Raw genomic sequence first — 23,727 nt, 5'->3', positions numbered from 1 at the left:
AATCGCTGATCTGGTACCTAATTAAGCATGAGAAAGGCCGCTGTCTAGCGGCCTTTTTTGTGGGTGCAAGTATATCGTCGGTCAGCGATCCGAGCTGATTTTGGGTGGCAGGGCGTGGCGTGACGGGTCGGCATTGGGGTCGACCAGGTTCAGGTGCCGGTCGAGCCAGTGTTCCAACCGTTGCAGGGCGCCTTGCTGGTGCTGGTAAAACACATAGGCGCGCTGGCCAAAGGTGTCGCGTAGATCCTGGGATTTGAGCAATCCGAGCAGGCGTTTTTCCAGCGCTTCCAGCGTCTCGGTGACGATAATCCCCTGTTCTTTCTGCATGGCGCTGATGATCGACTGAAAATTGGTGAAGCTGGGGCCGACTAACACCGGCTTACCCAGCGCCGCCGGTTCAATGGGGTTGTGGCCGCCGCCGTCATTGAAGGTATTGCCCATCACGGCAACCTGGGCAGCGCCGAAGAAAATCATCAGTTCCCCCAGCGAATCGGCCAGGTACACCTGGTCTTTGTCGCGTGGCTGACTGCGTTGGCTGCGGCGGCTGTAACGCAGGCCCGATGTGGCGACGATATCGGAGACGGTTTCGAAACGGTCCGGGTGGCGGGGTACGAGAATCATCAGGGCGTTTGGTAGCACCGTGGTGATGCGCCGCTGTACTTCCAGCAAGCCTTCCTCTTCGCCGCCATGGGTGCTCGCCGCTACCCAGACAGGCCGGCCTTTGATACCACGGGCAAAGGCGGTGATGTCGCCGGTCAGTTTGCTGGAGATGCTTAAATCGAATTTTATCGATCCGGTAACCTCAATGTTCTCTGCCGGTACACCCAACGCCTGGAAGCGTTCGGCGTCGGGCCAGTGCTGGGCGGCGATGCCGGTCAGTTGTTGCAACATGGGCCGGGTCAGCGCCCGGAAACGGTGGTAGCCCCGAGCCGAGCGTTCCGAGAGCCGGCCATTGACCAGAAACACCGGCACCCGGTGCCGGTCGCAAGCGTTGATCAGGTTGGGCCAGAGCTCGGTTTCCATGATCACCAGGGCTTTTGGGTTCAATCTGGGCAATAGACGTCGATAAACGTGCGGGTAATCCCAAGGCAGATAGGCGTGGTGAACTTTGTCGCCAAACAGTGCCTGTACCGTTTCGCTGCCGGTCGGCGTCATGGTGGTGATGATGACTGGAATGTCTGGATGGCGCGTCAGCCAGCGTTCGACAAAAGGCCGGGCGGCAATGGTTTCGCCCACACTGACGCTGTGCAGCCAGAGCGCACCTTCTGGCATGGTGGGCCAGTGCCCGAAGCGCTCGCGCCAGCGTTGCCGGTAGCCCGGCAAGGTGCGCCCGCGCAGCCACAGCCGCAGCAGCAGGGCCGGCGTCAGGCAATACAGCAGGGCGGTAAACAGCAGTCGGGTCATGTCAACCAATGCGCCAGTAGGTCATTCAAGTATAGGAAACCCTGGTCGGTTGTGCGCAAGGATCCGCCTTCCCATTCCAGCAGGCCCTGATCACGCAAGGAGATCAGGGTGGGCTCAATCTCGGCCCAGGCCAGGCCAGTGAGCCGGCTGAACTCGTTGGCCGGGCGGCCTTCGACCAGACGCAGGGTGTTGATGAAATAATCGAACGGCCGGTCTTCAATGGCAACCCTTTCTTCGTGGCGAATCAGTAATCGGTCGCGGTTCAGATAATCTTTCGGCAGCCTCGTTTTGCGAGTGCGTAGGATATCGAACGGGCTGGTTCGGGTGACTTTGCCGTGGGCACCCGGGCCGATGCCGATATAGTCGCCATAGCCCCAGTAATTGAGGTTGTGCTGACAGCGCTTGCCCGGTTGGGCGTAGGCGGAGACTTCGTATTGGCTGAACCCCGCTTCAGACAGCCTTGCCTGGCCAGCTTCCTGAATGGACCAGAGGGTGTCGTCTTCCGGCAGTGCCGGTGGCTTGCGGTAAAACTCGGTGTTCGGTTCGATGGTCAGCTGATACCAGCTGAGGTGGCTGGGGTTCAGGGCGATCGCCTGGTTCAGGTCGGCCAGGGCGTCGGCTTCAGTCTGGTCGGGCAGGCCGTGCATCAGGTCCAGATTGAAATTGTCGAAACCGGCAGCGCGGGCCCGGTCACCGGCGTGCAGGGCCTGGTTCCGGTCATGAATGCGGCCCAGGCGCTGCAAGTGGGCATCGTTGAAGCTCTGGATGCCAATCGACAGCCGGTTGACACCGGCGTCTCTGAAGCCGCGAAAGTGCGATTCGTCGACCGTGCCCGGGTTGGCTTCGAGGGTGATTTCACAGTCGTCACTGAAGCCGATGCGGCGCTCCAGCTCTGCCAGAATCTGACCGATGGCTGAAGGTGACAGCAGACTCGGCGTGCCGCCGCCAAAGAAGACACTGCGCAGCGGCCGGCCCAGCGCCAGTGAGGCATCCTGTTGCAGGTCTTCAAACAACCTCGCCAGGTACTCCGTTTCCGGAATCTGCCCGGGGTCGAGCGCATGCGAGTTGAAATCGCAATAGGGGCATTTGCGCACGCACCAGGGTACGTGTACATAGGCAGACAGCGATGGCAGGTGCGTTCTGGGGGTCGTGATCTCGGTCATTGCGCCAGCAAGGCTTGCAGCCGCGGCATAAAAGCAGCCATGGCCTGTCCGCGGTGCGACAGGCGGTTTTTCAGGGTCGATTCCAGCTGGGCGGCGGTGCAATTCTGGTCAGGCAGATAAAACACCGGGTCATAGCCGAAACCACCGGTGCCGACCCGTTCGGTCAGGATGCGACCATCCCAGCGGCCTTCGGCGATCAGGGGGGTAGGGTCGGTGGCGTGGCGAACGAAGGCCAGCAGGCAGTAATAATGGGCGCCGCGGTCCGGTTCGGGCACGCCGGCTAGCCGCTCCAGCAGATAGTCGATATTGGCGCTGTCGCCGGATTCACCGCCCGCTCTGGCCGAAAAGCGGGCGCTGTAAATGCCCGGTTCGCCGTTCAGGGCGTCGACCACGACACCGGAGTCATCGGCCAGGGCCGGCAGACCGGTCGCAGCCGCGGCATGGCGTGCCTTCAGAATGGCGTTTTCAATGAAACTCAAGCCGGTTTCATCGGCGTCGCTGACGCCGAACTCGCCCTGGGGGCGCACGGTAATCGACAGCGGTTCGAGCAGACGGCTGAATTCAGCCAGTTTGCCGGCATTGCCGGAGGCGAGGACCCACTGGCTCATGCGTCTTCCTCCCAGAGTTCCTGGCTGAAACTGTATTCAAAGTCGCGCTCACCGGGAATGCTGACTTCGATGTCGAACCAGAGCACTTCACGGTCATCAAAGGGCACCGAGCCGATGAAGTAGCGCGCGTTCTGTTCTTCGATCACGCGCATCTCGAGCCGGTTGCTTTGCCCCAGCAGGTTGCGCACCCGAACAGACACTTCGGCATTCGGCACTGGCACAGCAACGTCGTTGCGGCGTTGCTCCAGTACCGACAGGTTCACTATTGCACGCTGCCCTGAACGCGTCAGGCCATATTGCCCGGCGATTTCCGGCGTCAGCATGGTGCTGTTGAAGGCAATGTAATGCAGTTCATAGCCGTTGAAGGTGACTTTCTGGTCGGCCTGGGCGGTACTGAACAGCAGCGCCAGGCCCAGCATCAACGTTGTGGTGTATCTGAATAACATGGGGTCACCGTGTAATGTGGTAGAGCGCGATTTCGCCCATCAGGTTGGGCATCAGACTGATTTTCCAGTTGGCCTGGTGGTTGCGGTCCACCACCGTGCGTTCCAGTATTTTAATGTTTCGCTCCCGACATAACACCTCAAAGTCGCGAAAGGTGAAGAAGTGAATGTTGGGGGTGTCGTACCAGGTGTATGGCAGGTTTTCGGATACCGGCATGCGCCCGTGCAGGGCCAGATAGGAGCGCACCGTCCAGTGCCCGAAGTTGGGAAAGGTGACGATGGCCTGTTTGCCGATGCGCAGCATGTCTTCAACGATGCGGTCCGGCTTGTGCGTTTGTTGCAACGACTGGGTCATGATCACGGTGTCGAAGCTCTGGTCGTCAATGTCGTCCAGCCCTTCGTTCAGGTCCTGATGAATCACGTCCACGCCCTGGCGCACGCAGGACAGAATGTTTTGGGTATCGATCTCCATGCCGTAGCCGGTCACCTGTTTGCGCTGGCGCAACAGGGCCAGCAGGCTGCCATCGCCACAACCGAGGTCGAGCACGTGGCTGCCGTTGGAGATCCAGCGTTCGATGTAGTCCAGGTCCGGGCGCATCAGGCTGTCCCTCCGTTGGCCAGTGAACCGAGAAAGCCTTCGATCAGTGCCACGTATTCGGGAATGGGAAACAGAAAGGCGTCGTGGCCCTGGGGCGCATCAATCTCCAGATAGCTGACCTGGCGGCGGGCCCGGGTGAGGGCGCGCACCAGTTCTTCGCTTCGTTCCGGGGCAAAACGCCAGTCGGTACTGAAAGAGGCGACCAGAAAGCGGCAGTGGGCCTGGCTCAGGCAGCGCGCGAGGTCGCCGTCGTGGTCGCCGGCCGGGTCGAAATAATCGAGCGCCTTGGTCATCAGCAAATAGGTATTGGCATCGAACTGGTCCGAAAAGTTCTCACCCTGATAGCGCAGGTAGGACTCGACCTCGAAATCGGCATCGAAATTGAAATTCAGTTTGCCGGTGCGCAGGTCCCGTCCAAACTTCTCGCGCATGCTGCTGTCGGACAGGTAGGTAATGTGCCCGAGCATCCGCGCCAGCATCAGACCGCGCTTGGGCCGGGTATCGTGATCGAAATACCGGCCCTGATGGAAATCCGGGTCGCTGACGATGGCCTGGCGAGCCACTTCGTTAAAGGCAATGTTCTGGGCGCTCAGCTTGGGTGCCGAGGCGATGACAGCGCAGCCTTTCAGGCGGTCCGGGTAATCGATCGACCAGCGCAGTGCCTGCATGCCGCCGAGGCTGCCGCCGATCACAGCATGCCAGCAGTCGATACCCAGGCGATCAGCCAGCCGCGCCTGGCTTTTAACCCAGTCGCGCACGGCGATGATCGGGAAGTCCGGTCCGTAAGGGCGGCCCGTCTCCGGGTCTTGGCTCATTGGGCCGGTGGAGCCGTGACAGCCGCCCAGATTGTTCAGGCTGACGACAAAGTAGCGATTGGTGTCGATGGCCTTGCCGGGGCCGATGCAGGCATCCCACCAGCCGGGTTTGCGATCTTCAATGCTGTTGTAGCCCGCCGCATGGTGGTGTCCGCTCAGCGCATGGCAGATCAGAATGGCATTGGACGCATCGGCATTCAGGGTGCCGTAGGTCTCGTACACCAGGGTGTAGTTCGACAGGCTGCGTCCGCAGCGTAAGGGCAGCGCGTCTTCAAAAAAGGCCGACTGGGGCTGTATCAGCCCGACGCTGTCAGCGGGTATGTCTGTTGGCATTTATGATGTCCCGGGAGACCGGCCAGCCAGGCTGGCCGGTAGTGAGTCAGCAATTCGGTGTGTTAAACCCAGATTCACAGCCCCAAAATCGGGCTGATGCCACCGACGGTGGAATACCCGGTCTGGGGCAGAATCATGCCGCCGAGAATAAAGTCGCGCAGGATAATCAGCACCAGGAAGGCGATGATGTACGACAGATCAAGCATGCCAATGTTCAGGTTCAGCCGTCGGAACGGGCCAACAAAAGGCTCGACCAGTTGTCCGAGGAAACCCAGCAAGGGGTTTTGCTGGCCCATGGCAATCCAGCTGCCAATGGCGACGATGATCATGCTCCATTGCAGCACGGTCAGCAGAATGCCGGCCACACCGAGCAGTGACCACACCACCAACTGGCCTCCCAGCGCCAGGGGGTTTACGCCCATGGCGGCGAAGATCAGACTACCCAGAATGAATTGGCCGATCCAGATGCACAGCAATGACGCCAGGTCGAGCCCGCCAAGGCCGGGAATGATGCGGCGCATGGGTTTAAGCACCGGGTCGGTGATTTGCAGCACCGTCATCGCCAGCGGGTTGCGCACATCCGCCCGGGCGATCTGTGCCAGAAAGCGGGCAACCAGGCTGATCAGTAAAATACCAAACGCCGTTTTCAAAATAAGTACGATAAGCGGGCCCAGCATTCGGACACTCCTTAGATGAGTCTGTGTTAATCATACCCTGTGGTGCAGGGTGATGCCTGTTGTGATGTGATTAATCCGCCAGTTCCTGCGATAACACCCGCGACCGGTCCATGCAGGCTTGCATCGCACGGGCTACGACGGCATCGAGGTCGTCGCGCTCGAAACTGAAGATGGCCTGCTCGGTGGTGCCTTTGGGTGAGCATACCTTCTTACGCAATTGTGCCGGGGATTCACCGGTCTGCTCAACCATGCGAGCCGCGCCCATGGCCGTTTGTACAATAAGACGCTTGGCGGTGTCTGCATCCAGCCCAGCGTCTTCGGCGGCTTTCTGCATGGCCTCCATAAAGCGGAAGAAGTAGGCCGGGGCACTGCCGCTGGTGGCGGTTACCGAGTGCAGGTCCTCTTCGTCTGCCACCCAGACCGCAACGCCAATGGCACTGAAAATGGCCTCAACGGCTTCTCGTTCACTGTCTTCCACCGCTCCATTGGCATAGAGGCCGGTGGCGCCGGTCATCACCAGTGAGGGCGTGTTGGGCATGGTGCGGATGACGGCAAAGCCGCCGCCAAGCCAGCGATCGATGGCTTCAGCCGTCACACTGGCGGCCACACTGACGACGAGCGGTTTGCTCGCCTGAAAGGCGTCGCGCAGCGGTTCCAGAACCTGCTTCAGTACCTGGGGTTTCACGGCCAGCACGACCGCTTCGCAGGTTTCGATCAGGGCATTGTTGTCATCGGTGGCTTGCAGACCTTTGGCGGCGAAGGCATCACGCTTGGGGGCGTTGCGGTCACACACCCAGATACGATCGGCCGGGTAGCCACTGGCCAGCATGCCATCGATGATGGCTCCGGCCATGTTTCCGGCGCCGATGAATCCGATGATGGGCTGCTGTTGCATGGTATCTCCTTGTCGTATCCGTGTGGTGTGGAACTGCGGTTCTGTCAGTGCTCCGTCGGGTAGCTGCGCTGACCGAACAGAGCGCTGCCGACGCGAACGTGGGTGGCACCGCATTCGATGGCCAGTTCAAAATCACCGCTCATGCCCATCGACAGTGCTTTGCAGTCCGGATAAGTGGTAATAAGGGTGTCGCGCAGTGTTTTCAATTCACCGTATTGCTGGCGCAGCGTAGATTCGGTGAGATCCACCGCTGGAATGGCCATTAAGCCGGCTACAGTCAGGTTCTTCAGCCCGGCCATGTCGGCGAGCAGACCCGCCACGTCGGCGGGTGCCACACCCGCCTTGGCCGGGTCGTCACTGATGTTGACCTGAATGCATATCGACAGCGGCCCTTTGGCGGGTGGGCGCTGCTCGCTTAAACGACGGGCAATTTTCAACCGGTCGACACTGTGCACCCAGTCAAATAGCTCGGCGACCTGGCGGGTTTTGTTGCTCTGCAGCGGGCCAATAAAGTGCCAGACCGGGGCTGGCCCCTGCCAGTGGGTGATCTTGTCGACCGCTTCCTGCACGTAGTTTTCACCCAGGTCCGTTGCGCCAGCTGCCGTGGCGGATTCCAGGTCGGCCAGTGGCCAGGTTTTGCTGACGGCGACCAGGGTAATCTCTTCTGGCGAGCGGCCACTGCGGGCACAGGCGGCGGCAATGCGGGCCTTTACTTTGGCCATCCGGTCACTGAAGGCCGTATTTTGGGTGGCAGTCATGGTGTCCTCGGGTTGAATCGGCGTGGTGGCGGGCACGACCCGTGTCTGTTGCTCGCAAAAAACCGACGTTCGGTTACACTGATTGCAGATCAGCCAAACGGGCGACTGTCGAGTTCGACGGCGTCATTTTGAAGGCTGAGTCTCAAAAGCCGACAGCATACCTATTTTGGCACCGTCTGAATAATGTATCTTATGGCCTGGCAGGCGCCTTGAGCGTGACCTGACCCTACGAACGATAGCGCCGGTATGCCACCCCGGCCGCTGTGACAGACTGGCAGTGAGGAGTCTCATGGATATTACAGAATTACTGGCGTTCAGTGCCAAGCAGAACGCATCCGACTTGCACCTGTCATCGGGCTTGCCGCCGATGATCCGGGTCGATGGCGATATTCGCCGCATCAACCTCCCCGCTCTGTCTCACAAAGAGGTCCATTCGCTGATCTACGACATCATGAACGACAAGCAGCGCAAGGATTTCGAAGAATTCCTGGAAACCGACTTTTCCTTCGAAGTACCTGGTGTGGCCCGTTTCCGGGTGAACGCTTTCACCCAGAACCGGGGCTCCGGCGCGGTATTCCGGACCATTCCGTCCAAAGTACTGACCATGGACGACCTGGGCATGGGTCAGGTGTTCAAAGACATCGCCATGGTGCCCCGTGGCATCTGCCTGGTGACCGGTCCGACCGGCTCGGGCAAATCGACCACCCTGGCGGCGATGATCAACTACATCAACGAAACCAAATACGAACACATCCTGACCATCGAAGACCCAATCGAATTCGTGCACGAATCCAAAAAATGCCTGGTCAACCAGCGTGAAGTGCACCGCGACACGCACGGCTTCTCGGAAGCCCTGCGCTCAGCGCTGCGGGAAGACCCGGACATCATTCTGGTCGGCGAGCTGCGGGATCTCGAAACCATTCGTCTGGCACTGACGGCCGCAGAAACCGGTCACCTGGTGTTCGGCACCCTGCACACCACCTCGGCTGCAAAAACCATCGACCGGGTGGTCGACGTGTTCCCGGCTGAAGAAAAATCCATGGTGCGATCGATGCTCTCGGAGTCGCTGCAAGCGGTCATCTCCCAGACCCTGCTGAAAAAGAACGGCGGTGGCCGGGTCGCGGCCCATGAGATCATGATCGGCACACCGGCGATCCGGAACCTCATCCGTGAAGACAAGGTGGCGCAGATGTACTCCGCCATCCAGACCGGCGCACAGCTGGGCATGCAGACGCTGGATCAGTGCCTGCAGAACATGATGCAACGCGGGCTGATCAGCCGTGAGGTTGCGCGTGAGAAAGCGAAACAGCCGGATAATTTTTAGAACAAAGTTCGTGGTTTCCAGGTGACCAGCGGCGGATGCCGGTGACGCCTCGGCGGGGGAGTCCGCAACATGGATGTTGCGGCCTAGGCTCCATGGATGGATGAGTGGGCGGCATTCCGCCCGACCCCGACGAGGCGTCACCGGTAGCCGTCGCAGACCACTGCCACCCCGACCAACCCGATAAGTGCCAAGCCACAACAGGATTGAGTATGGAATTTGATCGTTTATTGCGTCTGATGGTCGAAAAAGGCGCCTCTGACATGTTCATTACCGCTGGCGTACCGCCCAGCATGAAGGTGAATGGCCAGGTGGTGCATGTCACCAAAAACCCGCTCAGCCCCGAGAAGACCCGCGAGCTGGTGATGTCGGTAATGAGCGACAAGCAGCGAATCGAGTTTTCAGATACCCAGGAATGCAACTTCGCGATATCGGCACGCGGCATTGGCCGTTTCCGGGTAAGCGCCTTTCACCAGCGTAACCTGGCGGGCATGGTACTGCGGCGCATTGAAACCCAGATTCCACGCCTTGAAGACCTAGGCTTGCCGGATATCATCAAAAAACTGGCCATGACCAAACGCGGGCTGGTGTTCTTTGTTGGCGCTACCGGCACGGGCAAATCGACCAGCCTGGCGGCGATGATTGGCCACCGGAACCGCAATTCGCGCGGGCACATCATTTCCATTGAAGACCCGATCGAATTCATTCACCAGCACGAAGGCTGCATCGTGACCCAGCGCGAAGTGGGGCTCGATACGGACAGTTTTGAAGTAGCCCTGAAAAACACCCTGCGTCAGGCGCCGGATGTGATCATGATCGGTGAGGTGCGGACCAAGGAGACCATGGACTACGCCATGGCGTTTGCCGAAACCGGTCACCTGTGTCTGGCAACACTGCACGCCAACAACGCCAACCAGGCGCTCGACCGCATCATGCACTTCTTCCCGTCCGACCGGCAGCGCCAGTTGTGGATGGACCTGTCGCTGAACCTGAAAGGCATCGTCGCCCAGCAATTGATTCCAACGCCCGACGGTAATGGCCGCAAAGCCATTATCGAAGTGCTGGTCAACACCCCGCTGGTGTCCGACCACATCCGCAAGGGCGAGGTACATCTGCTCAAGGATCTGATGTCCAAGTCCACAGAGCAAGGCATGCAAACCTTCGATCAGGCGCTGTTCAGAGCCTATTCACGCGGCGAAATCACCTACGAAGATGCCCTCGGCTACGCAGACTCCGCCAACGACCTGCGCCTGATGATCAAACTGGACCAGGAAACCGACCCGGGCCATCTCACTGGCCAGGCCGCCAAGCTTTCCATTCAGGGTACAGACGACTACTGATCGCTGGTTGTACTTGCTTCGGTGGCTGGAATGCGTGCCGGCCACCGGGTAGGTCTCTCCGGGGTCGGCGTGTACCCGTCCATGGGGCCTAGGCTTCGGCATCCATGCCTCAGACTTCCCCGGAGAGGCCTACCCGGCAGCCGGCACTTGGTTGGGTGCTAACCGCTGCTTTACATCTTCAGGAATCGAAGTTTTCCACGCGAAGTGTTGGTTACCTGGTAAAAGTAACCTGAGTGTTGTGTCATGAGTTGGAAATTCGCGTTTATTTAACCGCTCATTATCCAAGAAGTGTTAGGTACGCCTGGTGAAGGTCGTTAGACAGCATGGATGCTGTCTTCGAGCCCCCATGGATGGGTTCACGGCGTACCTTCAGCAGGCGTACCTGACAGTCCGGCTGGCACTGGGGAATGGTTGAAACCTAAGTAGATTGAGCGGCGAATTTCCAACTTATGACACGTGCTCGTGCCACTAATGAGTCTTAGCCGACACAGCATCTTGCATTAAACGTAGGTCGCGGTAGTTGCGCAGGCCGCCGTACATCATGGTCTGGAACTTCTGGGCGGTGAGTTCTGTTTTTTCTTTGTAGTCGTTGATGTCGTAATCGCGGACCACATCGGTTTCCGGGGCGCTGCCGGGTTGGCCGGTGCGCAAAACGAGGCGGGTGAGGTGGTTGCCGACCTCCTCGCGAATGGCTTTGACCAGGTCGAGACCGGCGCGGTCGGTTTCCATGACCACATCGATGATTGCCATAGCGAGTTCTTCGCCCAGCTCATGGGCGATGGCCAGGGCTTCCTGACCGCTGGAGGCTGTATGGACAACGAGGGGTCGGTCTTCAAAGGTAAAGCGGCGCAGGGCCAGACGGGTCACCGCATGGACTTCGGGTTCGTCATCCACGACCAGAACTTGCCAACCAGCTTTCGAGGGTTCGTCGCCGTTTCTGGTCTTTTCGTCTAGCCAATTCATCGATGCCATTGAAGCCTCGTCTCTGCTATGCCCCCGCTACTGAATATCAGGCAGGCAGGGGCTACCATCCTTAGTCGTTACCACTAACGATAGTGCTTTTTTTGAACAATGCAAAGGCAATTTGACGATATTCAGGGTTTATCTCTGGGGAAAATTGCGGGCTCGGTTGAGCCCGCGTGCGGGATCAGCGTTGAAAGGGGTAAATGGGGCCGACGCCGGTCAGGCGGGTCAGCTCGTCCAGTGCGGTGCGGCTCTCGATCAGCAGGTTTGGATCCGCCAGGTCAGCCTGGCTGAGGCGATCGCGGTAGTGCGCGTCAACCCAGTCGTTGAGCGAGTGGAACAGTGCATCGGTGAGGATAATGCCCTGATGCATGGCCTCGTATTCGGTCTGGGTCAGCGCAACGCGCAAACGCAGGCAGGCCGGCCCGCCACCGTTTTGCATCGATTGTTTCAGATCGAATACTTCCACCCGGTTGATCGGGTTGCTGGTGTCGGCCATCAACCGGTCCAGAAAGTCGGCTACCGGGCCGGTTTCGCGGCATTCGCCGGGTACCACCAGCATCATGCTGTCGTCCGCCAAGCTCAGTAGCTGGCTGTTGAACAGGTAAGAACGTACCGCATCCTGAATGGAGACTTCAGCCGTCGGAACTTTGACGGCAATCAGTTTGACGTCGCCCAGCTTGCGTTGCAGTTCGTCCAGCACTGCGTCGGTATCGGCAAAGGCTTCCTCATGATAGAAGAGCACGTTGCGGTTGCCCACGGCGATCACGTCGTTGTGGAACACACCGGCATCGATGGTCTCTGGCTTCTGCAATGCGAAAACCGCCTGATCGTCACCCAGACCATGCAACCGGGCCACGGCCTGGCTGGCTTCGAGCGTTTGACGCGCGGGAAAGCGCTGTGGGCGCGGTGCGTTCTGGTTGAAGGCTTCCTGGCCGTAAACGAATAACTCGACACCGGCGCTGTCGTACTGGCCACAGAACCGGGTGTGGTTGGCGGCGCCTTCGTCGCCGAAGAAGCTGACGGCAGGCAGGGCATCGTGGTGGGCGAAGTAGCGGTCATCCCGAAAAATCGATTTGAGCATCCGGGTCGTGGTCGGGTGCTCGATCGAGCGGTGAAACTTGGCGTTCAGGTTGGCCGCGGTGAAATGCACACGGCCATCAACGGTATCGGCGCTGGGCGATACGGTGCCGGCGTTGGCGGTCCACATGCAGGAGGCCGAGCTGACCGCGCTTAAAATCGCCGGGTTCTGTTTGGCGACTTTCTCCAGCACCTGGGCGTCTGTTCCGCTGAACCCCAGTTCACGCAACGCCCAGATGGCAGGGCGCTCATGCGGCAGCAGAATGCCCTGGCGCAAGCCGAGGTCCGACAGCGCTTTCATTTTGCGCAGCCCCTGTTTGGCGGCTTCTCTCGGGTTGGACGCCTCGCTTTCATTGCTCAGCGAGGCGATGTTGCCGTAAGACAGGCCTGCGTAGTTGTGGGTGGGCCCAACCAGGCCATCCAGATTCATTTCAAAGGCGGTCATAGGTTCATTCCCGGCGCAGTGGTTTCGGGTTTGGTCAGCGTCGGGCTTTCCATCGAGGCGACCGGGTAGGCGCAGTAGTCTGCCGCGTAGTAGGCAGAGGCGCGGTGGTTGCCGCTGGCGCCAACACCGCCGAAGGGGGCACCACTGCTGGCGCCCGTGATCGGCTTGTTCCAGTTGACGATGCCGGCGCGAATTTCGTCGATGAACTGCTCATAGCGGGCGCGGTTATTCGACAGTAGGCCGGCCGACAGACCGTAGCGGGTGTTGTTGGCCCCGGCGATGGCGTCGTCGAAGCGGTCGTAGCGGTAGATGCTCAGCAGCGGGCCAAAGTACTCCTGATCCGGCACGTCTTTGGCCTCGGTCAGGTCGACAATGCCCGGTGTCAGCAGGGCTGTGCCTTCCTCGAAGCGGGTCATTTCCAGCAGGCTGCGGCCGCCCTTGCTGATCAGCATTTTCTGGGCCTCCAGTAAAGCATCGGCGGCCTGCAATGATACGACAGAGCCCATGTAAGGCTGGTCGTCGGCGTCCCAGTGGCCGACCTTGAGGTTGCGAGTGGCTTCGATCAAACGTTCCAGAAAGGCATCGCCCTGTTCGCCGTTGGCGATGAAGACGCGACGCGCACAGGTGCAGCGTTGCCCGGCTGAAATGAAAGCACTGGTAATGACATGGTGCAGCGCCGCTTCAGTATCAATATCGGTATCGACAATCAGCGGGTTGTTGCCACCCATTTCCAGCGCCAGAATTTTGCCCGGCTGGCCGCCGTATTGCTTGTGCAGTATCTCACCGACGGTCGAGGAGCCGGTGAAGAACAGACCATCGATGCCGGGGTGTCCGGCCAGTGCCATGCCGGTGGATTTCGCACCCTGAACCAGGTTGATAACGCCCTTGGGTAAACCGGCTTCGTCCCAGATGCGAACGGTTTCCTCGCCCATTTTCGGAGTCATTTCACTCGGTTTGAACACCACGGTGTTGCCCGCAAGAAGGGCAGGCACAATGTGGCCGTTGGGCAAATGCCCTGGGAAGTTGTAGGGGCCGAATACCGCGACAACGCCGTGTGGGCGGTGGCGCAACACGGCTTCGCCGTCGGGCAGTTCACTGCGAGTGACACCCGTGCGCTCGTTATAAGCCTTGATCGAGATTTCGATCTTGCCAACCATGGCGCCCACTTCGGTGCGCGCTTCCCACAGAGGTTTTCCGGTTTCGCTGCCAATGACCCGGGCCAGTTTTTCCTGGTTTTCTTTCAGGCCTTCGGCAAAGGTGCGGCAGATGGCGATGCGCTCATCGAGGCTGCGGTGTTTCCACTCGGCAAAGGCAGTGCGGGCCGCTTTTATCGCCTGGTCAACGTCGTCGGCGCTGGCGGTATTGCCTGCCCAGACAACCGACTGGTCGATCGGGTTAATGGAGTCGAGGTGGTCGCCGTGGCCAGTATGCCACTGGCCGCCAATAAAGAGTCTTGCATCAGTCATCGGAGGGTCTCCGGGGTCTCAGCGCGACGGCGCGGACAGAATCGCCTGCAGTCACCTGCAGGTTGCTGGCCTGGGCCGTGCTTAGGTGAAGGGTGGTGCCATCGATGGCCGCGGTATTGATCAAACTGACCCGGTAGTCGTCGAACCGGCGGTTCGACACCAGGGTTAAGCCGTCTTTGCGGGTCAGGTCGGGTGCCGGTGTTTCATCCTGCACGGCAACGGTATACAGCTGGCTGTCTTTAACGGCACGAACATTGGCAACGCGGGCCGAGACGGTGGGCCCACCGTCGAAAATATCCACATAGCCGTTGAAGTCGAAGCCTTCCGCTTTCAACATCGCCAGAGCAGGTTCGGTATCCGGGTGGACTTTGCCGATGGCTTCCTGGGCGTCTTTCGACAGCATGGGGACATAGATCGGGAACTTGGGCATCAGTTCGGCAATAAAGGCTTTGTTGCCGAGGCCCGTCAGGTAGTCCGCATCGGAGAATTCCATCTGGAAGAAGTGCCTCCCCAGGCTTTCCCAAACCGGCGATTTACCCTCTTCGTCGCTGAAACCGCGCATCTCGGCGATGATGTCCCGGCCAAACAGTTCCTGAAATTCGGCCAGAAACAGATAACGGCTCTTGCTCAGCAACTGGCCGTTCTGGTTCTGGCGGTAATCCGGCATCAGAAACAGGGTGCAGATTTCGGAACTGCCGGTCAGGTCGTTGCTCAGATACAGCGTTTTGGTGATCTTGTGCACGCCAATGTCTTTGGAGGCGTGCACGGTTTTACCAACGTGGTAGTTGTACCAGATGTCGTCATGCCCAATACTGGCTTCGAGTGCGCAGATGCCGGCAATCTCATCGTTGCTCGGGTCGATCATCGCAAACAAATATAGCCGGTCCTTCTCGGGGAGTTCTTTCTTAAAGGATGCCACGGCTTTATCGAGCTTGGCCTGCATTTTCTGGCGGTTATCCGGCAGGGTGGTGACACCCACTCCGGAGTTTTTGGCCATGGTGCACAGCGCATCGATATCGGTTGGCGCTACCGGACGAATGTACATAGTCGTATTCCTTCCTTATAGCGGCGCGTAGGCGATGGGGTCGCCTTCTTTGACGTTGAGGGCCTCGGCGACGTTTTCGGGTATGCGAATGGTCTCGCCAATGCCGTCTACCAGGGTGCCAATGGTGCAGCGGAAATCGCTCAGTGAACGATTGCTGATCAGGTATTTCAGGCCGCCGACCACATCGCTTGGCCGCGCTTTTTTGTGACGCACCTGCTTCAGCGTGAACAAGTTGTTCAGCTCGCCGGTCAGCACCGGGCCACCATCGAACGGGTCGATAAAAACGGTTTTGCTGAAGCCTTCCCGATAGAACAACTGGCAGGCGCGATTAGCCGCTTCATGGTTCTGACCGATATTGCCCTGCGCCACTTCCGGCAGCAGCGGTACGTAAATCGGGTGCTGTGGAATCAGTTCCGACATAAAGGTTTTGCTTTTCACACTGCAGTAGTAATCGGCCGTATTAAAGTCGATGCCAAAGAAGTGTCGGCCTACGGCATCCCAGAATGGGCACTCACCCTTATCGTCGAATATGCCCTGAATCTCGATAATCACTTCGCGGTGAAACCGCTCGGGCAGACAGGCCATGAACAGCAGCCGCGCGCGAGACAACAAATCAAATGCATCGGAGTTTTTATGGTCCGGGTCGATGGCGAACGAGCGCAGCAGCGTTTTGCCGGTCAGCTCATGCGACAGAAACAAGACCGGTACCTTGGAACTCACGTCCAGGTGATGCGATGCATGAACCACGGCATCCATCCGGTAGTTAAAAAACGGATAACCGCCGCCGGCTTGCGAATCAATCCCCGACGTGCCCATCAGCGTCTGGCTGTCGGTGTCTTCCAGCACAAACAGAAACGAGGCCGGACCATCCTGATCAATGCCACTTTTGAAGGCATCGTCAGACTGACCGATTTTTTCCGACAGCTTGTCCCTGTCTTTCGGCAGGGTTGTCACGCGGGCATCGGTGGCATTCAGCAATCGTTCGATGCTGGTCAGGTCCACGAAGTTACTCGGGCGAACAACGAGCATGGTGAATCCTCTCATTAAAGGCTTATAGCTCAAGTTTCGGAGGTCAAATTGGCTTTATACCTTGAACCCGCGACGGATGACCGGGCTGCTCTTGCGGGGTCGCCATGAATACATCCATGTAGGCTTAACTTCGGGATATGAATCCCATCCATGGGATTCACCCTCCGGGCTCTCTTCGCTTGTGCTAAAACGCTCCCGGCGTTTTAGTCCATGCCTCAGATACCCCCGCAAAAGCAGCCCGGCCACCCGTCGCTAGCCCATTGCGAACTCAAGTATAGGAGTTCGCAACCAATTGAGTGTCAGGTGCCGGGTGTACCTATCCGGGGAAGTCTGCAGCAGGGATGCTGCAGTCTAGGCCCCATGGAAGGGTTTACGCCGAGCGATGTGTCGCACCACCCGGATCAGTACACCCGGTGCCTGACACGGACTCCTGGCACCAACGTATACCCGAACTCCGAACTTGAGGTGTTACTTAGCTAACCAATTTGGCTACAGCTTTTTCAAAACGCGCCAGGCCTTCGTCGATGTCTGCATCCGGGATGATCAGCGACGGCGTGAAACGCAACACATTCGGGCCGGCGATCAGCATCATCAGGCCTTCGTCGAGTGCCGCGCCGAGGAAGTCCTTGGCGCGACCAGCCCAGTCTTCGGTCAGCTCTGCGCCGAGCAACAGGCCCATGCCGCGTACTTCCTTGAAGATGCCGTACTGGTCATTGATTTTTTTCAGGCCATCGCGGAACCGCTGTGATTTGGTTTCAACCGCATCGAGTACGCCTGGTTTGGTGATTTCGTTGATCACCGCCAGAGAGACCGCACACGCCAGTGGGTTGCCGCCGTAGGTGGAGCCGTGGGTGCCAATGCCCAGGCTTTCTGCACATGCGTCGGTAGTTAACATGGCGCCGATCGGGAAGCCGCCACCGAGGGCTTTGGCCGTCGACAGAATGTCGGGTGTGACGCCGTATTTCTGGTAGGCGTAGAGTTCGCCGGTGCGGCCAACACCGCTTTGTACTTCGTCGAAGATCAGCAGGGCGTTGTGCTTGTCGCACAGAGCGCGCACGCCTTCGAGGTATTCTTTCTTGCCCGGGGTAACGCCGCCTTCACCCTGAATCGGTTCGATGATGACGGCCGCCGTATTGTCGGAGATCTGAGCGGCCATGGCGTCCAGGTCGTTGTAAGGTACGTGGCTGATGCCACCCGGCGTTGGCTCAAAGCCTTCCTTGTACTTGGGCTGGCCACCGACCGATACGGTGAACAGGGTGCGGCCATGGAAGGAGCTCAGGGTGGAGATGATCTCGTTTTTCTGGGGGCCATACTTCAGGAAGGCGTGACGACGGCCCAGTTTCAGGGCGGCTTCGTTCGCTTCGGCGCCGCTGTTGCAAAAAAAGACTTTGTCGGCAAAGGTCAGCTCGGTCAGGCGTTTTGCCAGGGCAATGGCCGGTTCGTTGGTCATTACGTTGGCCAGGTGCCAGAGGTTCTGGCCCTGTGTCGTCAGTGCTTCTACCAGTGCAGGGTGGGCGTGGCCCAGGGCGTTCACGGCAATACCGCCTGCAAAGTCGATGAATTCGCGGCCGTCCTGATCCCAGACGCGCGAGCCTTTGCCCTTGACGGGAATGATTTTGCCCGGGGCGTAGTTCGGGACCATGACGTCATCAAATTGTGCTCTGGTAATATCGCTCATCTCGATTTCCACTGGTTGAGGCTGGCGCCCTCTGTGTCGGGCGGTGCAACCGATTATCGGGTCCGTTCTCTCTGCTGACCGGTTTGGGTCGGCGGGAACGCTATGGTGACTATCATAGAGAAAGTCGGGGCTGAAAGGTTACGGGGGTGCGACACGGGGTTATATCGTCCGAACTGCTCTGGTGCCTGTCGGACAGCCGGGTACGTCTACTGGGGGCACGCTGTAAATACCTCCCTGTAAGCTCGGAGACCGCATCCATGCGGTGTAACGGCCCCCAGTAAACGCACCCGACTGTCCTTGGATGCTCAGTGGTTAAATAACCACGAAGTTCGGATTCTTTTTGTTGAACTGACAAGATTATTTATCAATCGACATCTTCTGATGCAGGCTTCGGTCTTCGGATGGGGTAAGACCGTACTGGTTGCGATAAGCCGTGGAAAAGTGGGCACCCGAAGAGAAACCACAGCTCAGGCCTATCTCCGCAATGCTTTCCGAGCAGGAAAGCAGCTTGTTCCGGGCTTTTTCCAGTCGAATTTGCAGGTAATAGCGGCTTGGCACGGCGTTCAGGTGCTTTTTGAACAGGCGTTCCAGCTGGCGACGGCTGATTTTGACGTGGAAGGCGATGTCGTCAGTGGTTAATGGTTCTTCAATATTGGCATCCATCAGCTCCAGCGCTTCAGCCAGCTTGGGCTGTTCGGCGCGGGTGCGTTCGCTCAGTTGCTGCGGCACGGTGTCGGATGGGATACCGAGGCGTTCGTTGACGAAATGGCGGGACACGGCTTCGGCGGTTTCGGCGCTGATGTTGCGGGCGATCCACATCAGCATCATGTCCAGGCTTGAGCTGCCGCCCCGGCAGGTGAGCCGGTCGCGGTCGATGCAGAATTGTTCGGAAGCCAGCAGGATGGATTTGTGCTCTTTCAGCAGCTCGTCGTAACTCAGCCAGTGCACCACGGCCCGGTAGCCGTTCACCAGGCCTAACCGGGCCAGTACGTAGGTGCCGGAGGCGAGCCCGCCCAGGGAACAGCGAGTGGGCAACGCTTGCAGAAAGTCATCCAGCCCCGGCGTGGCTGGGTGGCGGGCGGGCGACGTACCGGCGACGACCCAGACATCGGCGTCCGGTGCGTTGTCGAGGTTGAAATCGGTGTCCATGCGGTTGCCGAGACTGGAGAAGGTCTTATTGCCGGAAAGCGCCACAGTAAAGGTGCTGAAGGCGTCTTCACCGGTCAGTTCGTTGCACACCAGCAAAGGTTCCATGGCGGATACGTAGGCCATAGAGGAGTATCCGGGCAGTAAGATAAAACCAATGCGTTGTGTCACCTGTTACTCTCCGCGGTGGGGCGTTGTTGTAGGGAAGCCAGAATTACTGATTAAACCGTCGGTTAACGATCAAACGTGCCTTTTTTGAGGGTTTCCCCGTCGGCCAGGCACCAGTCGCCCTTGGCCATAACGCGCCGCAGCGCCAAAGTGTCTTTATCCAGTAACAACAGATCGGCGTCGCAGTCGCGAGCCAGTCGGCCTTTTTTGGGCAGTTTCAAGACGCGGGCCGGATTGGCAGTAACGGCTTTCAGAGCGGTACTGTGGTCAATGCCCTCTTCCAGTACGGCATCGCGGTATTCGTTCAGCATGGCATCCATGGCACCGACCTTCAGGCTTTCCAGTATACCTTCCTTATTGAAATGAGGCAGGCTGGCGTGCCCATCGGTACTGAAGGTCAGGCGGTTTTCATCGGCGCCCCGGTCCAAAGCGTATTTCAGGGCATGGGCGCATTTGATTTCGCCGGCGTCCAGAATCTCGGGCGTATGGCTGGCGGTGAAGTCGATGCTGCCACCGCCTTTGATGAAGCGCAGGCCGTCTTGCAGCAATTCGGGCGACCGATTCATGTGCGTTGGGTAGTATTGGCTTAGGGGTATGTTCGACTGGTTGGCGACATCAAACAACAACGACAGCTGTTCGCTGGCCTCGCCGACGTGAATGCTGACGATCCCTGCCTTGCCACTGAGCAAACCGCCCACCCGGGCCTCGGCCCCGATGCGCGCCAGTTCCTGCCAGCTAGGCTGGCTGCCGCGGTGGTCTGCTATCGCGACTTCGCCGACACCAACAAACCGCTCGATCAGCATGATGTCTTGCTGGATGCTGCCGGTCAGCGTGCGCACCGGTACCTGGTATGAGCCTGTGTGACATACCACGGTGAGGCCTTCCGCTTCGAGTCCGGCGGCCTTGGCGAGCAGGTCGGGCAGTGTTCGGGAGATGGCGTCTGTGCCCAGAACACCGGTTACGGTGGTCACGCCCCCGCCAATGGCGTCGCTGAACGTCATGGCCGGGGTGCGGGTGTGAAAGCCGCCTTCGCCGCCGCCGCCGGTGATGTGGGTGAGGGTGTCGACCAGGCCGGGCGTCAAGTATTGGCCACGGGCGTCGATAACCTCTATATCAACGGTGCCCGACAGGTTCAGATCTGTGCCGATGGCGATGATGGAGCCAGCGGCGATCAGTACGTCCTGAATGCCCAGGTCTTCCGGTGCCAGAAGGTGGGCGCCACGGATCAAAGTCAGCATATCGAGTCGGTGTCCTGTCCTGAATGTTTTTGTAGGAATGCGTCGGGCCATCATACGTGGCTGCCGCCCTTGCACCAAGGCAAGGCAGCGCCTCAGGCCGCAATGATGAAAACGAGGCGCCTGTTTTTAAAGTTATACTGAGATTCGTAAATACACCCCCGCGCCTTCAGGCCGGCGTGCCATTGGAGTTGAACGATGTCCCTAATTGCCAAGGCCAACCCCCGTAACTGGACGCTGTTTGTGCGCACGCAGCTGCTGGTGGGCGTGTTGGTCATATTGCTGTTGCTCGGTTTTGCCTTTGTGATGGCCGGTGTTCAGGATCTGGTGGCGCAGAGCGAGAGCCAGGCCGACTTGGTAGACGAACAGCGCACCACGCTCACCCGGCAAAGTGAGGTGTTGCAGCAGCAAAAAAGCCAGCTTGAACAACAACAGGTAGCCCTGGCAGACCAACTGCAGGCGGTTCAGGTGCAGCAGCAAACAGCGGTCGCGCTGGAACGCTACCCGGCCTTTTTGTTCTGGCGCCTAGCTTCTACCGCCTCGCTGTCATCCACCGATATTGGCGAAGGTGACCGGGCCGAGGTGCAACTGCGCGACGCGGTGCAGGCCCTGGGGGAGCTGGATGAGGAACTGGCCGAGGCCATTGATGTGTTCCTGCTCGATCTGGATGATTTTAACAGCAACATTGAGCGCGCGCTGGAAGCCTTCGAACAGGGCAATACCGAGCTGGGTCAGCGCATTGTGCAGAGCACCCAGACTAACTTCATTTCAATGAACACCATGATGGAAGTGGTGGCCATGCTCTCATCTGAGGCAGTGGTCGCGGCCAATAGCAGCGTGACCGATGCACTGAACAGCCTGGAGGTTTCAGTGCTGGACGTTGAGCGCGCAGCGGCCGGAGTGGCCGACGGCAGCGAAACCCTGATAACCGGAATTGAAACCATGGTCGATCGGGGCCGGTCCACCCAGCGGCAGGGGTGGCTGACGGCGGCGGTGGTAAGCGTGCTGTTCATTGTGGTCGGCTTTATCCTGTCCCGCTCGGTCAGCCAACCTGTATTGCAACTCGAGAAAGCCATCAAACGCATTGATGAAACCGCCGACCTGACCCAGCGCGTGCACCTGAAGCGCCGCGACGAAGTGGGCCGCATTGCCAAGAGTTTCAACAACATGCTGACCAGCTTCAGCAACATTGTTCAGGATGTGCGCAGCAGTGCCGAGTCAATGGCTGAAAAAGTTTCGGAGAATTCTCAGGCCAATGAATCCATCCGTCAGATACTCGACCGTTTGAATACCGAGGTGGATCTGGTCGCCGCCGCCATCAACGAGCTGTCAGCCACCGTGCGCGGCATTAACGAACACACCACGGAAGCGGCCAACCGCGCGTTGGATGTAGAGGCGGCCTGTCGCAGCAGCAGCGACCAAGCCGTCGCCAGCGGCGAGCAGGTAACGGCGCTGGAGCAGGAGATTCGCACCGCCTCTGGCAACCTGAACGCCCTGGCCGACCGCACCAAAGACATTCACGCCATGGTTGATGTGATTCATGGCGTTTCCGAACAAACCAACCTGCTGGCCCTTAACGCTGCCATCGAAGCTGCGCGCGCCGGCGAGCAGGGTCGGGGCTTTGCTGTCGTGGCCGATGAGGTACGTACTCTGGCGCAAAAAACCGAGCAATCATCCGAAGAGATTAAAACGATGGTGGCGCACTTCTCCAGCGAAGTGAACACTACCGTGGCGGCCATGCAACGAGCCGTGGAGTCCGCTGCCTCCGCCGGTACGCTCAGTGCCAGCGCCGGTGACGCGATGCGTTCAGTGGTAACAGTAGTGGGCGACATTCGCGCCACCAATGAACACATTTCCCAGGCGACGCAGGAGCAGGCGGAAGCAACCGACTCCATCGACAACAGCGTAACCAGCATTGCGAGCCTGATTGCTCAAGTGGCTGAACAGGCGCAGCAGACAGTCGCGGGTGTGCACACCATGGCCGACGACGCCGAGCGCCTACGGGAACAGGCAGACCGGTTCAAAGTCTGACGGGCAGGAATCGTCAGCCTGCCACTACCAAAGCCCGCATATCCGGCGCGTGAGCGCGGTCTGAAAAGACTCCGTTCACGCCCTTGTCCAGCAACCGCTGGAAGGTGATAGGGTCGTTCACCGTGTAACAGTACAGCGGGTACTGTGCCCGAATATCCGCCGCCAGCTCAGGTGTAAGCGTTTCGAAATCGGTATGAATGCTGTAGGGCGTAAAGTCAGCCAGGCTCTCGGCCCATTGCTCGGTGACGCCTTCATATAGGGCTCCCAACGCCCACTCCGATTTCTGCCGGGCAACCTGTGCCAGAGCAGTATGATCAAAACTGGAAATCACCAGCCGCTCACCACGGTTCAATGCATCCAACCCCTCAGTCGCGACGACGGCATTCACCAGCGGCTCTACTGGAAGATCCGGGTTTACCTTGATCTCCAGGTTCAACCCCAGCCCCAGCGTCTTCACCAGATCCAGCGCCTCTTCCAGAAACAATAGCGGCTCGCCTGCGAAGACCGGCGAGAACCAGGTACCGGCATCTACCTGCTTCAGAGCTTCCCGGTCCATTTTGCTGATGCGCTCGGTGGGCTTGCGAAACCGTTCCAGGGTTTCATCGTGCATCATCACCAGACTGCCATCCCCGGCCTGGGTGACATCCAGCTCGACCCACTTGATGCCGAGCGCCTTGCAGCGCTTCAGGCCAATGGCCGTATTCTCCGGCGCCTCACTGGCAACGCCCCGGTGACCGATTAAAGCTGGCATAAGGTATGACATGGGGTGGGCCCTCGTGACGGTAAGTTGATTGGGGCTATTTTCCTCTTCTGGTAGGGTGGTGCAAGGGTGAGTTGCTCAGGGGCTCACCAACAACGTTCTCTTTTCTTTAATGTGAGTATAGACTCTGAGGGTCAGACGAGACTTGAGCTCGTGCAACCATCATCAATAGTGCGATCGACAATGAATACTAACCTTACGCAACAGACAGCCCGAATTATCATCATTCCATAGGAATGGTGGGTTTTTGATGCGTTCGTGATTGATCAAACCCGCCCAAGAGGCGGGTTTTTTGTGTCTGCCTCATGGGTTTAGTCTCATTTAGT

21 protein-coding genes are annotated in these 23,727 nt (G+C 58.9%); 3 read left to right on the top strand and 18 right to left on the bottom strand.

From position 1 onward, the window contains the following. Positions 1-81: 81 nt before the first annotated feature. From waaA to EP166_RS10655, 9 genes are all read right to left on the bottom strand, one after another. Positions 82-1,404: a lipid IV(A) 3-deoxy-D-manno-octulosonic acid transferase gene (gene waaA / locus EP166_RS10695; RefSeq protein ID WP_127556798.1), complete on the bottom strand. Its 1,323-nt coding sequence runs from the start codon at positions 1,402-1,404 to the stop codon at positions 82-84. After that, positions 1,401-2,567: a radical SAM family heme chaperone HemW gene (hemW, locus tag EP166_RS10690; RefSeq protein WP_127556797.1), complete on the bottom strand. Its 1,167-nt coding sequence runs from the start codon at positions 2,565-2,567 to the stop codon at positions 1,401-1,403. Before hemW ends, waaA begins: the two co-directional genes overlap by 4 nt. Continuing rightward, on the bottom strand, positions 2,564-3,175 hold the full coding sequence (gene rdgB, locus EP166_RS10685) for an RdgB/HAM1 family non-canonical purine NTP pyrophosphatase (protein WP_127556796.1): 612 nt from the start codon (positions 3,173-3,175) through the stop codon (positions 2,564-2,566). Before rdgB ends, hemW begins: the two co-directional genes overlap by 4 nt. After that, positions 3,172-3,621 carry a DUF4426 domain-containing protein gene (locus EP166_RS10680; protein ID WP_127556795.1) on the bottom strand — a complete coding sequence of 150 codons (450 nt, stop codon included), beginning with the start codon at positions 3,619-3,621 and terminating at the stop codon, positions 3,172-3,174. Before EP166_RS10680 ends, rdgB begins: the two co-directional genes overlap by 4 nt. 4 nt (positions 3,622-3,625) lie before the next feature. Then, positions 3,626-4,216 carry a methionine biosynthesis protein MetW gene (gene metW, locus EP166_RS10675; protein WP_127556794.1) on the bottom strand — a complete coding sequence of 197 codons (591 nt, stop codon included), beginning with the start codon at positions 4,214-4,216 and terminating at the stop codon, positions 3,626-3,628. Beyond that, complete coding sequence (metX, locus tag EP166_RS10670; RefSeq protein WP_127556793.1) at positions 4,216-5,364, bottom strand: homoserine O-succinyltransferase MetX; 1,149 nt, start codon at positions 5,362-5,364, stop codon at positions 4,216-4,218. Before metX ends, metW begins: the two co-directional genes overlap by 1 nt. A 74-nt stretch (positions 5,365-5,438) precedes the next feature. After that, the gene (locus EP166_RS10665) at positions 5,439-6,041 is read right to left on the bottom strand and encodes a YggT family protein (protein WP_127556792.1); all 603 of its coding nucleotides are present in this window, start codon (positions 6,039-6,041) and stop codon (positions 5,439-5,441) included. Between the two features lie 70 nt (positions 6,042-6,111). Continuing rightward, the gene (gene proC / locus EP166_RS10660; protein WP_127556791.1) at positions 6,112-6,936 is read right to left on the bottom strand and encodes a pyrroline-5-carboxylate reductase; all 825 of its coding nucleotides are present in this window, start codon (positions 6,934-6,936) and stop codon (positions 6,112-6,114) included. Between the two features lie 44 nt (positions 6,937-6,980). Further along, positions 6,981-7,694: a YggS family pyridoxal phosphate-dependent enzyme gene (locus EP166_RS10655; protein WP_127556790.1), complete on the bottom strand. Its 714-nt coding sequence runs from the start codon at positions 7,692-7,694 to the stop codon at positions 6,981-6,983. Between the two features lie 289 nt (positions 7,695-7,983). On the opposite strand from EP166_RS10655, the gene EP166_RS10650 reads away from it, so the two are divergent. Together EP166_RS10650 and EP166_RS10645 are read left to right on the top strand one after the other, a co-directional pair. Further along, positions 7,984-9,018 carry a type IV pilus twitching motility protein PilT gene (locus EP166_RS10650; RefSeq protein WP_127556789.1) on the top strand — a complete coding sequence of 345 codons (1,035 nt, stop codon included), beginning with the start codon at positions 7,984-7,986 and terminating at the stop codon, positions 9,016-9,018. Positions 9,019-9,227: 209 nt separating this feature from the next. Further along, positions 9,228-10,355, top strand: a complete 1,128-nt coding sequence (locus EP166_RS10645) for a PilT/PilU family type 4a pilus ATPase (RefSeq protein ID WP_127556788.1) — start codon at positions 9,228-9,230, stop codon at positions 10,353-10,355. 468 nt (positions 10,356-10,823) lie between these two features. Here the strand turns inward: EP166_RS10645 and EP166_RS10640 are convergent, their stop codons facing one another. The 8 genes from EP166_RS10640 to iadA all read right to left on the bottom strand — a co-directional run bounded on the left by EP166_RS10640 (position 10,824) and on the right by iadA (position 20,613). Beyond that, positions 10,824-11,327, bottom strand: a complete 504-nt coding sequence (locus EP166_RS10640) for a response regulator (protein WP_127556787.1) — start codon at positions 11,325-11,327, stop codon at positions 10,824-10,826. 175 nt (positions 11,328-11,502) lie between these two features. Further along, a complete protein-coding gene (gene astB, locus EP166_RS10635; RefSeq protein ID WP_127556786.1) occupies positions 11,503-12,843 on the bottom strand; it encodes an N-succinylarginine dihydrolase in 1,341 nt (446 codons plus the stop codon). Further along, entirely contained in the window at positions 12,840-14,309 is a 1,470-nt protein-coding gene (gene astD / locus EP166_RS10630) for a succinylglutamate-semialdehyde dehydrogenase (protein ID WP_127556785.1), read from the bottom strand. The genes astB and astD overlap by 4 nt, the downstream gene beginning before the upstream one ends. Then, positions 14,302-15,354 carry an arginine N-succinyltransferase gene (astA, locus tag EP166_RS10625; protein ID WP_127556784.1) on the bottom strand — a complete coding sequence of 351 codons (1,053 nt, stop codon included), beginning with the start codon at positions 15,352-15,354 and terminating at the stop codon, positions 14,302-14,304. Before astA ends, astD begins: the two co-directional genes overlap by 8 nt. 15 nt (positions 15,355-15,369) lie before the next feature. After that, positions 15,370-16,383: an arginine N-succinyltransferase gene (locus EP166_RS10620; protein ID WP_127556783.1), complete on the bottom strand. Its 1,014-nt coding sequence runs from the start codon at positions 16,381-16,383 to the stop codon at positions 15,370-15,372. A 472-nt stretch (positions 16,384-16,855) separates the two neighbouring features. Next, on the bottom strand, positions 16,856-18,061 hold the full coding sequence (locus EP166_RS10615) for an aspartate aminotransferase family protein (protein ID WP_127556782.1): 1,206 nt from the start codon (positions 18,059-18,061) through the stop codon (positions 16,856-16,858). A gap of 357 nt (positions 18,062-18,418) precedes the next feature. Further along, positions 18,419-19,378 (bottom strand): GlxA family transcriptional regulator, encoded by a 960-nt coding sequence (locus EP166_RS10610; protein ID WP_127556781.1) that lies wholly within the window; start codon positions 19,376-19,378, stop codon positions 18,419-18,421. Positions 19,379-19,440: 62 nt separating this feature from the next. Beyond that, positions 19,441-20,613 (bottom strand): beta-aspartyl-peptidase, encoded by a 1,173-nt coding sequence (gene iadA / locus EP166_RS10605; RefSeq protein WP_181952716.1) that lies wholly within the window; start codon positions 20,611-20,613, stop codon positions 19,441-19,443. 195 nt (positions 20,614-20,808) lie between these two features. Between iadA and EP166_RS10600 the strand changes: the two genes are divergently transcribed. After that, on the top strand, positions 20,809-22,641 hold the full coding sequence (locus tag EP166_RS10600) for a methyl-accepting chemotaxis protein (protein WP_127556780.1): 1,833 nt from the start codon (positions 20,809-20,811) through the stop codon (positions 22,639-22,641). Positions 22,642-22,654: 13 nt separating this feature from the next. Here the strand turns inward: EP166_RS10600 and EP166_RS10595 are convergent, their stop codons facing one another. After that, on the bottom strand, positions 22,655-23,392 hold the full coding sequence (locus tag EP166_RS10595; protein WP_164743899.1) for a glycerophosphodiester phosphodiesterase family protein: 738 nt from the start codon (positions 23,390-23,392) through the stop codon (positions 22,655-22,657). Between the last annotated feature and the right edge of the window lie 335 nt (positions 23,393-23,727).

The organism is Saccharospirillum alexandrii (genome assembly GCF_004000275.1).
Taxonomy (GTDB): domain Bacteria; phylum Pseudomonadota; class Gammaproteobacteria; order Pseudomonadales; family Natronospirillaceae; genus Saccharospirillum; species Saccharospirillum alexandrii.
This window is presented reverse-complemented; position numbering and strand designations above follow the sequence as displayed.

Excerpts from the sequence above, each read along its gene's own strand:
- EP166_RS10645 (WP_127556788.1), top strand. The coding sequence starts at position 9,228 with ATGGAATTTGATCGTTTATTGCGTCTGATGGTCGAAAAAGGCGCCTCT.
- iadA (WP_181952716.1), bottom strand. The coding sequence starts at position 20,613 with ATGCTGACTTTGATCCGTGGCGCCCACCTTCTGGCACCGGAAGACCTG.
- proC (WP_127556791.1), bottom strand. The coding sequence starts at position 6,936 with ATGCAACAGCAGCCCATCATCGGATTCATCGGCGCCGGAAACATGGCC.
- EP166_RS10600 (WP_127556780.1), top strand. The coding sequence starts at position 20,809 with ATGTCCCTAATTGCCAAGGCCAACCCCCGTAACTGGACGCTGTTTGTG.
- EP166_RS10620 (WP_127556783.1), bottom strand. The coding sequence starts at position 16,383 with ATGCTCGTTGTTCGCCCGAGTAACTTCGTGGACCTGACCAGCATCGAA.
- metW (WP_127556794.1), bottom strand. The coding sequence starts at position 4,216 with ATGCGCCCGGACCTGGACTACATCGAACGCTGGATCTCCAACGGCAGC.
- metX (WP_127556793.1), bottom strand. The coding sequence starts at position 5,364 with ATGCCAACAGACATACCCGCTGACAGCGTCGGGCTGATACAGCCCCAG.
- EP166_RS10680 (WP_127556795.1), bottom strand. The coding sequence starts at position 3,621 with ATGTTATTCAGATACACCACAACGTTGATGCTGGGCCTGGCGCTGCTG.
- EP166_RS10655 (WP_127556790.1), bottom strand. The coding sequence starts at position 7,694 with ATGACTGCCACCCAAAATACGGCCTTCAGTGACCGGATGGCCAAAGTA.
- EP166_RS10595 (WP_164743899.1), bottom strand. The coding sequence starts at position 23,392 with ATGCCAGCTTTAATCGGTCACCGGGGCGTTGCCAGTGAGGCGCCGGAG.
- astB (WP_127556786.1), bottom strand. The coding sequence starts at position 12,843 with ATGACCGCCTTTGAAATGAATCTGGATGGCCTGGTTGGGCCCACCCAC.
- rdgB (WP_127556796.1), bottom strand. The coding sequence starts at position 3,175 with ATGAGCCAGTGGGTCCTCGCCTCCGGCAATGCCGGCAAACTGGCTGAA.
- astA (WP_127556784.1), bottom strand. The coding sequence starts at position 15,354 with ATGTACATTCGTCCGGTAGCGCCAACCGATATCGATGCGCTGTGCACC.
- EP166_RS10615 (WP_127556782.1), bottom strand. The coding sequence starts at position 18,061 with ATGAGCGATATTACCAGAGCACAATTTGATGACGTCATGGTCCCGAAC.
- astD (WP_127556785.1), bottom strand. The coding sequence starts at position 14,309 with ATGACTGATGCAAGACTCTTTATTGGCGGCCAGTGGCATACTGGCCAC.
- hemW (WP_127556797.1), bottom strand. The coding sequence starts at position 2,567 with ATGACCGAGATCACGACCCCCAGAACGCACCTGCCATCGCTGTCTGCC.
- waaA (WP_127556798.1), bottom strand. The coding sequence starts at position 1,404 with ATGACCCGACTGCTGTTTACCGCCCTGCTGTATTGCCTGACGCCGGCC.
- EP166_RS10650 (WP_127556789.1), top strand. The coding sequence starts at position 7,984 with ATGGATATTACAGAATTACTGGCGTTCAGTGCCAAGCAGAACGCATCC.
- EP166_RS10640 (WP_127556787.1), bottom strand. The coding sequence starts at position 11,327 with ATGGCATCGATGAATTGGCTAGACGAAAAGACCAGAAACGGCGACGAA.
- EP166_RS10665 (WP_127556792.1), bottom strand. The coding sequence starts at position 6,041 with ATGCTGGGCCCGCTTATCGTACTTATTTTGAAAACGGCGTTTGGTATT.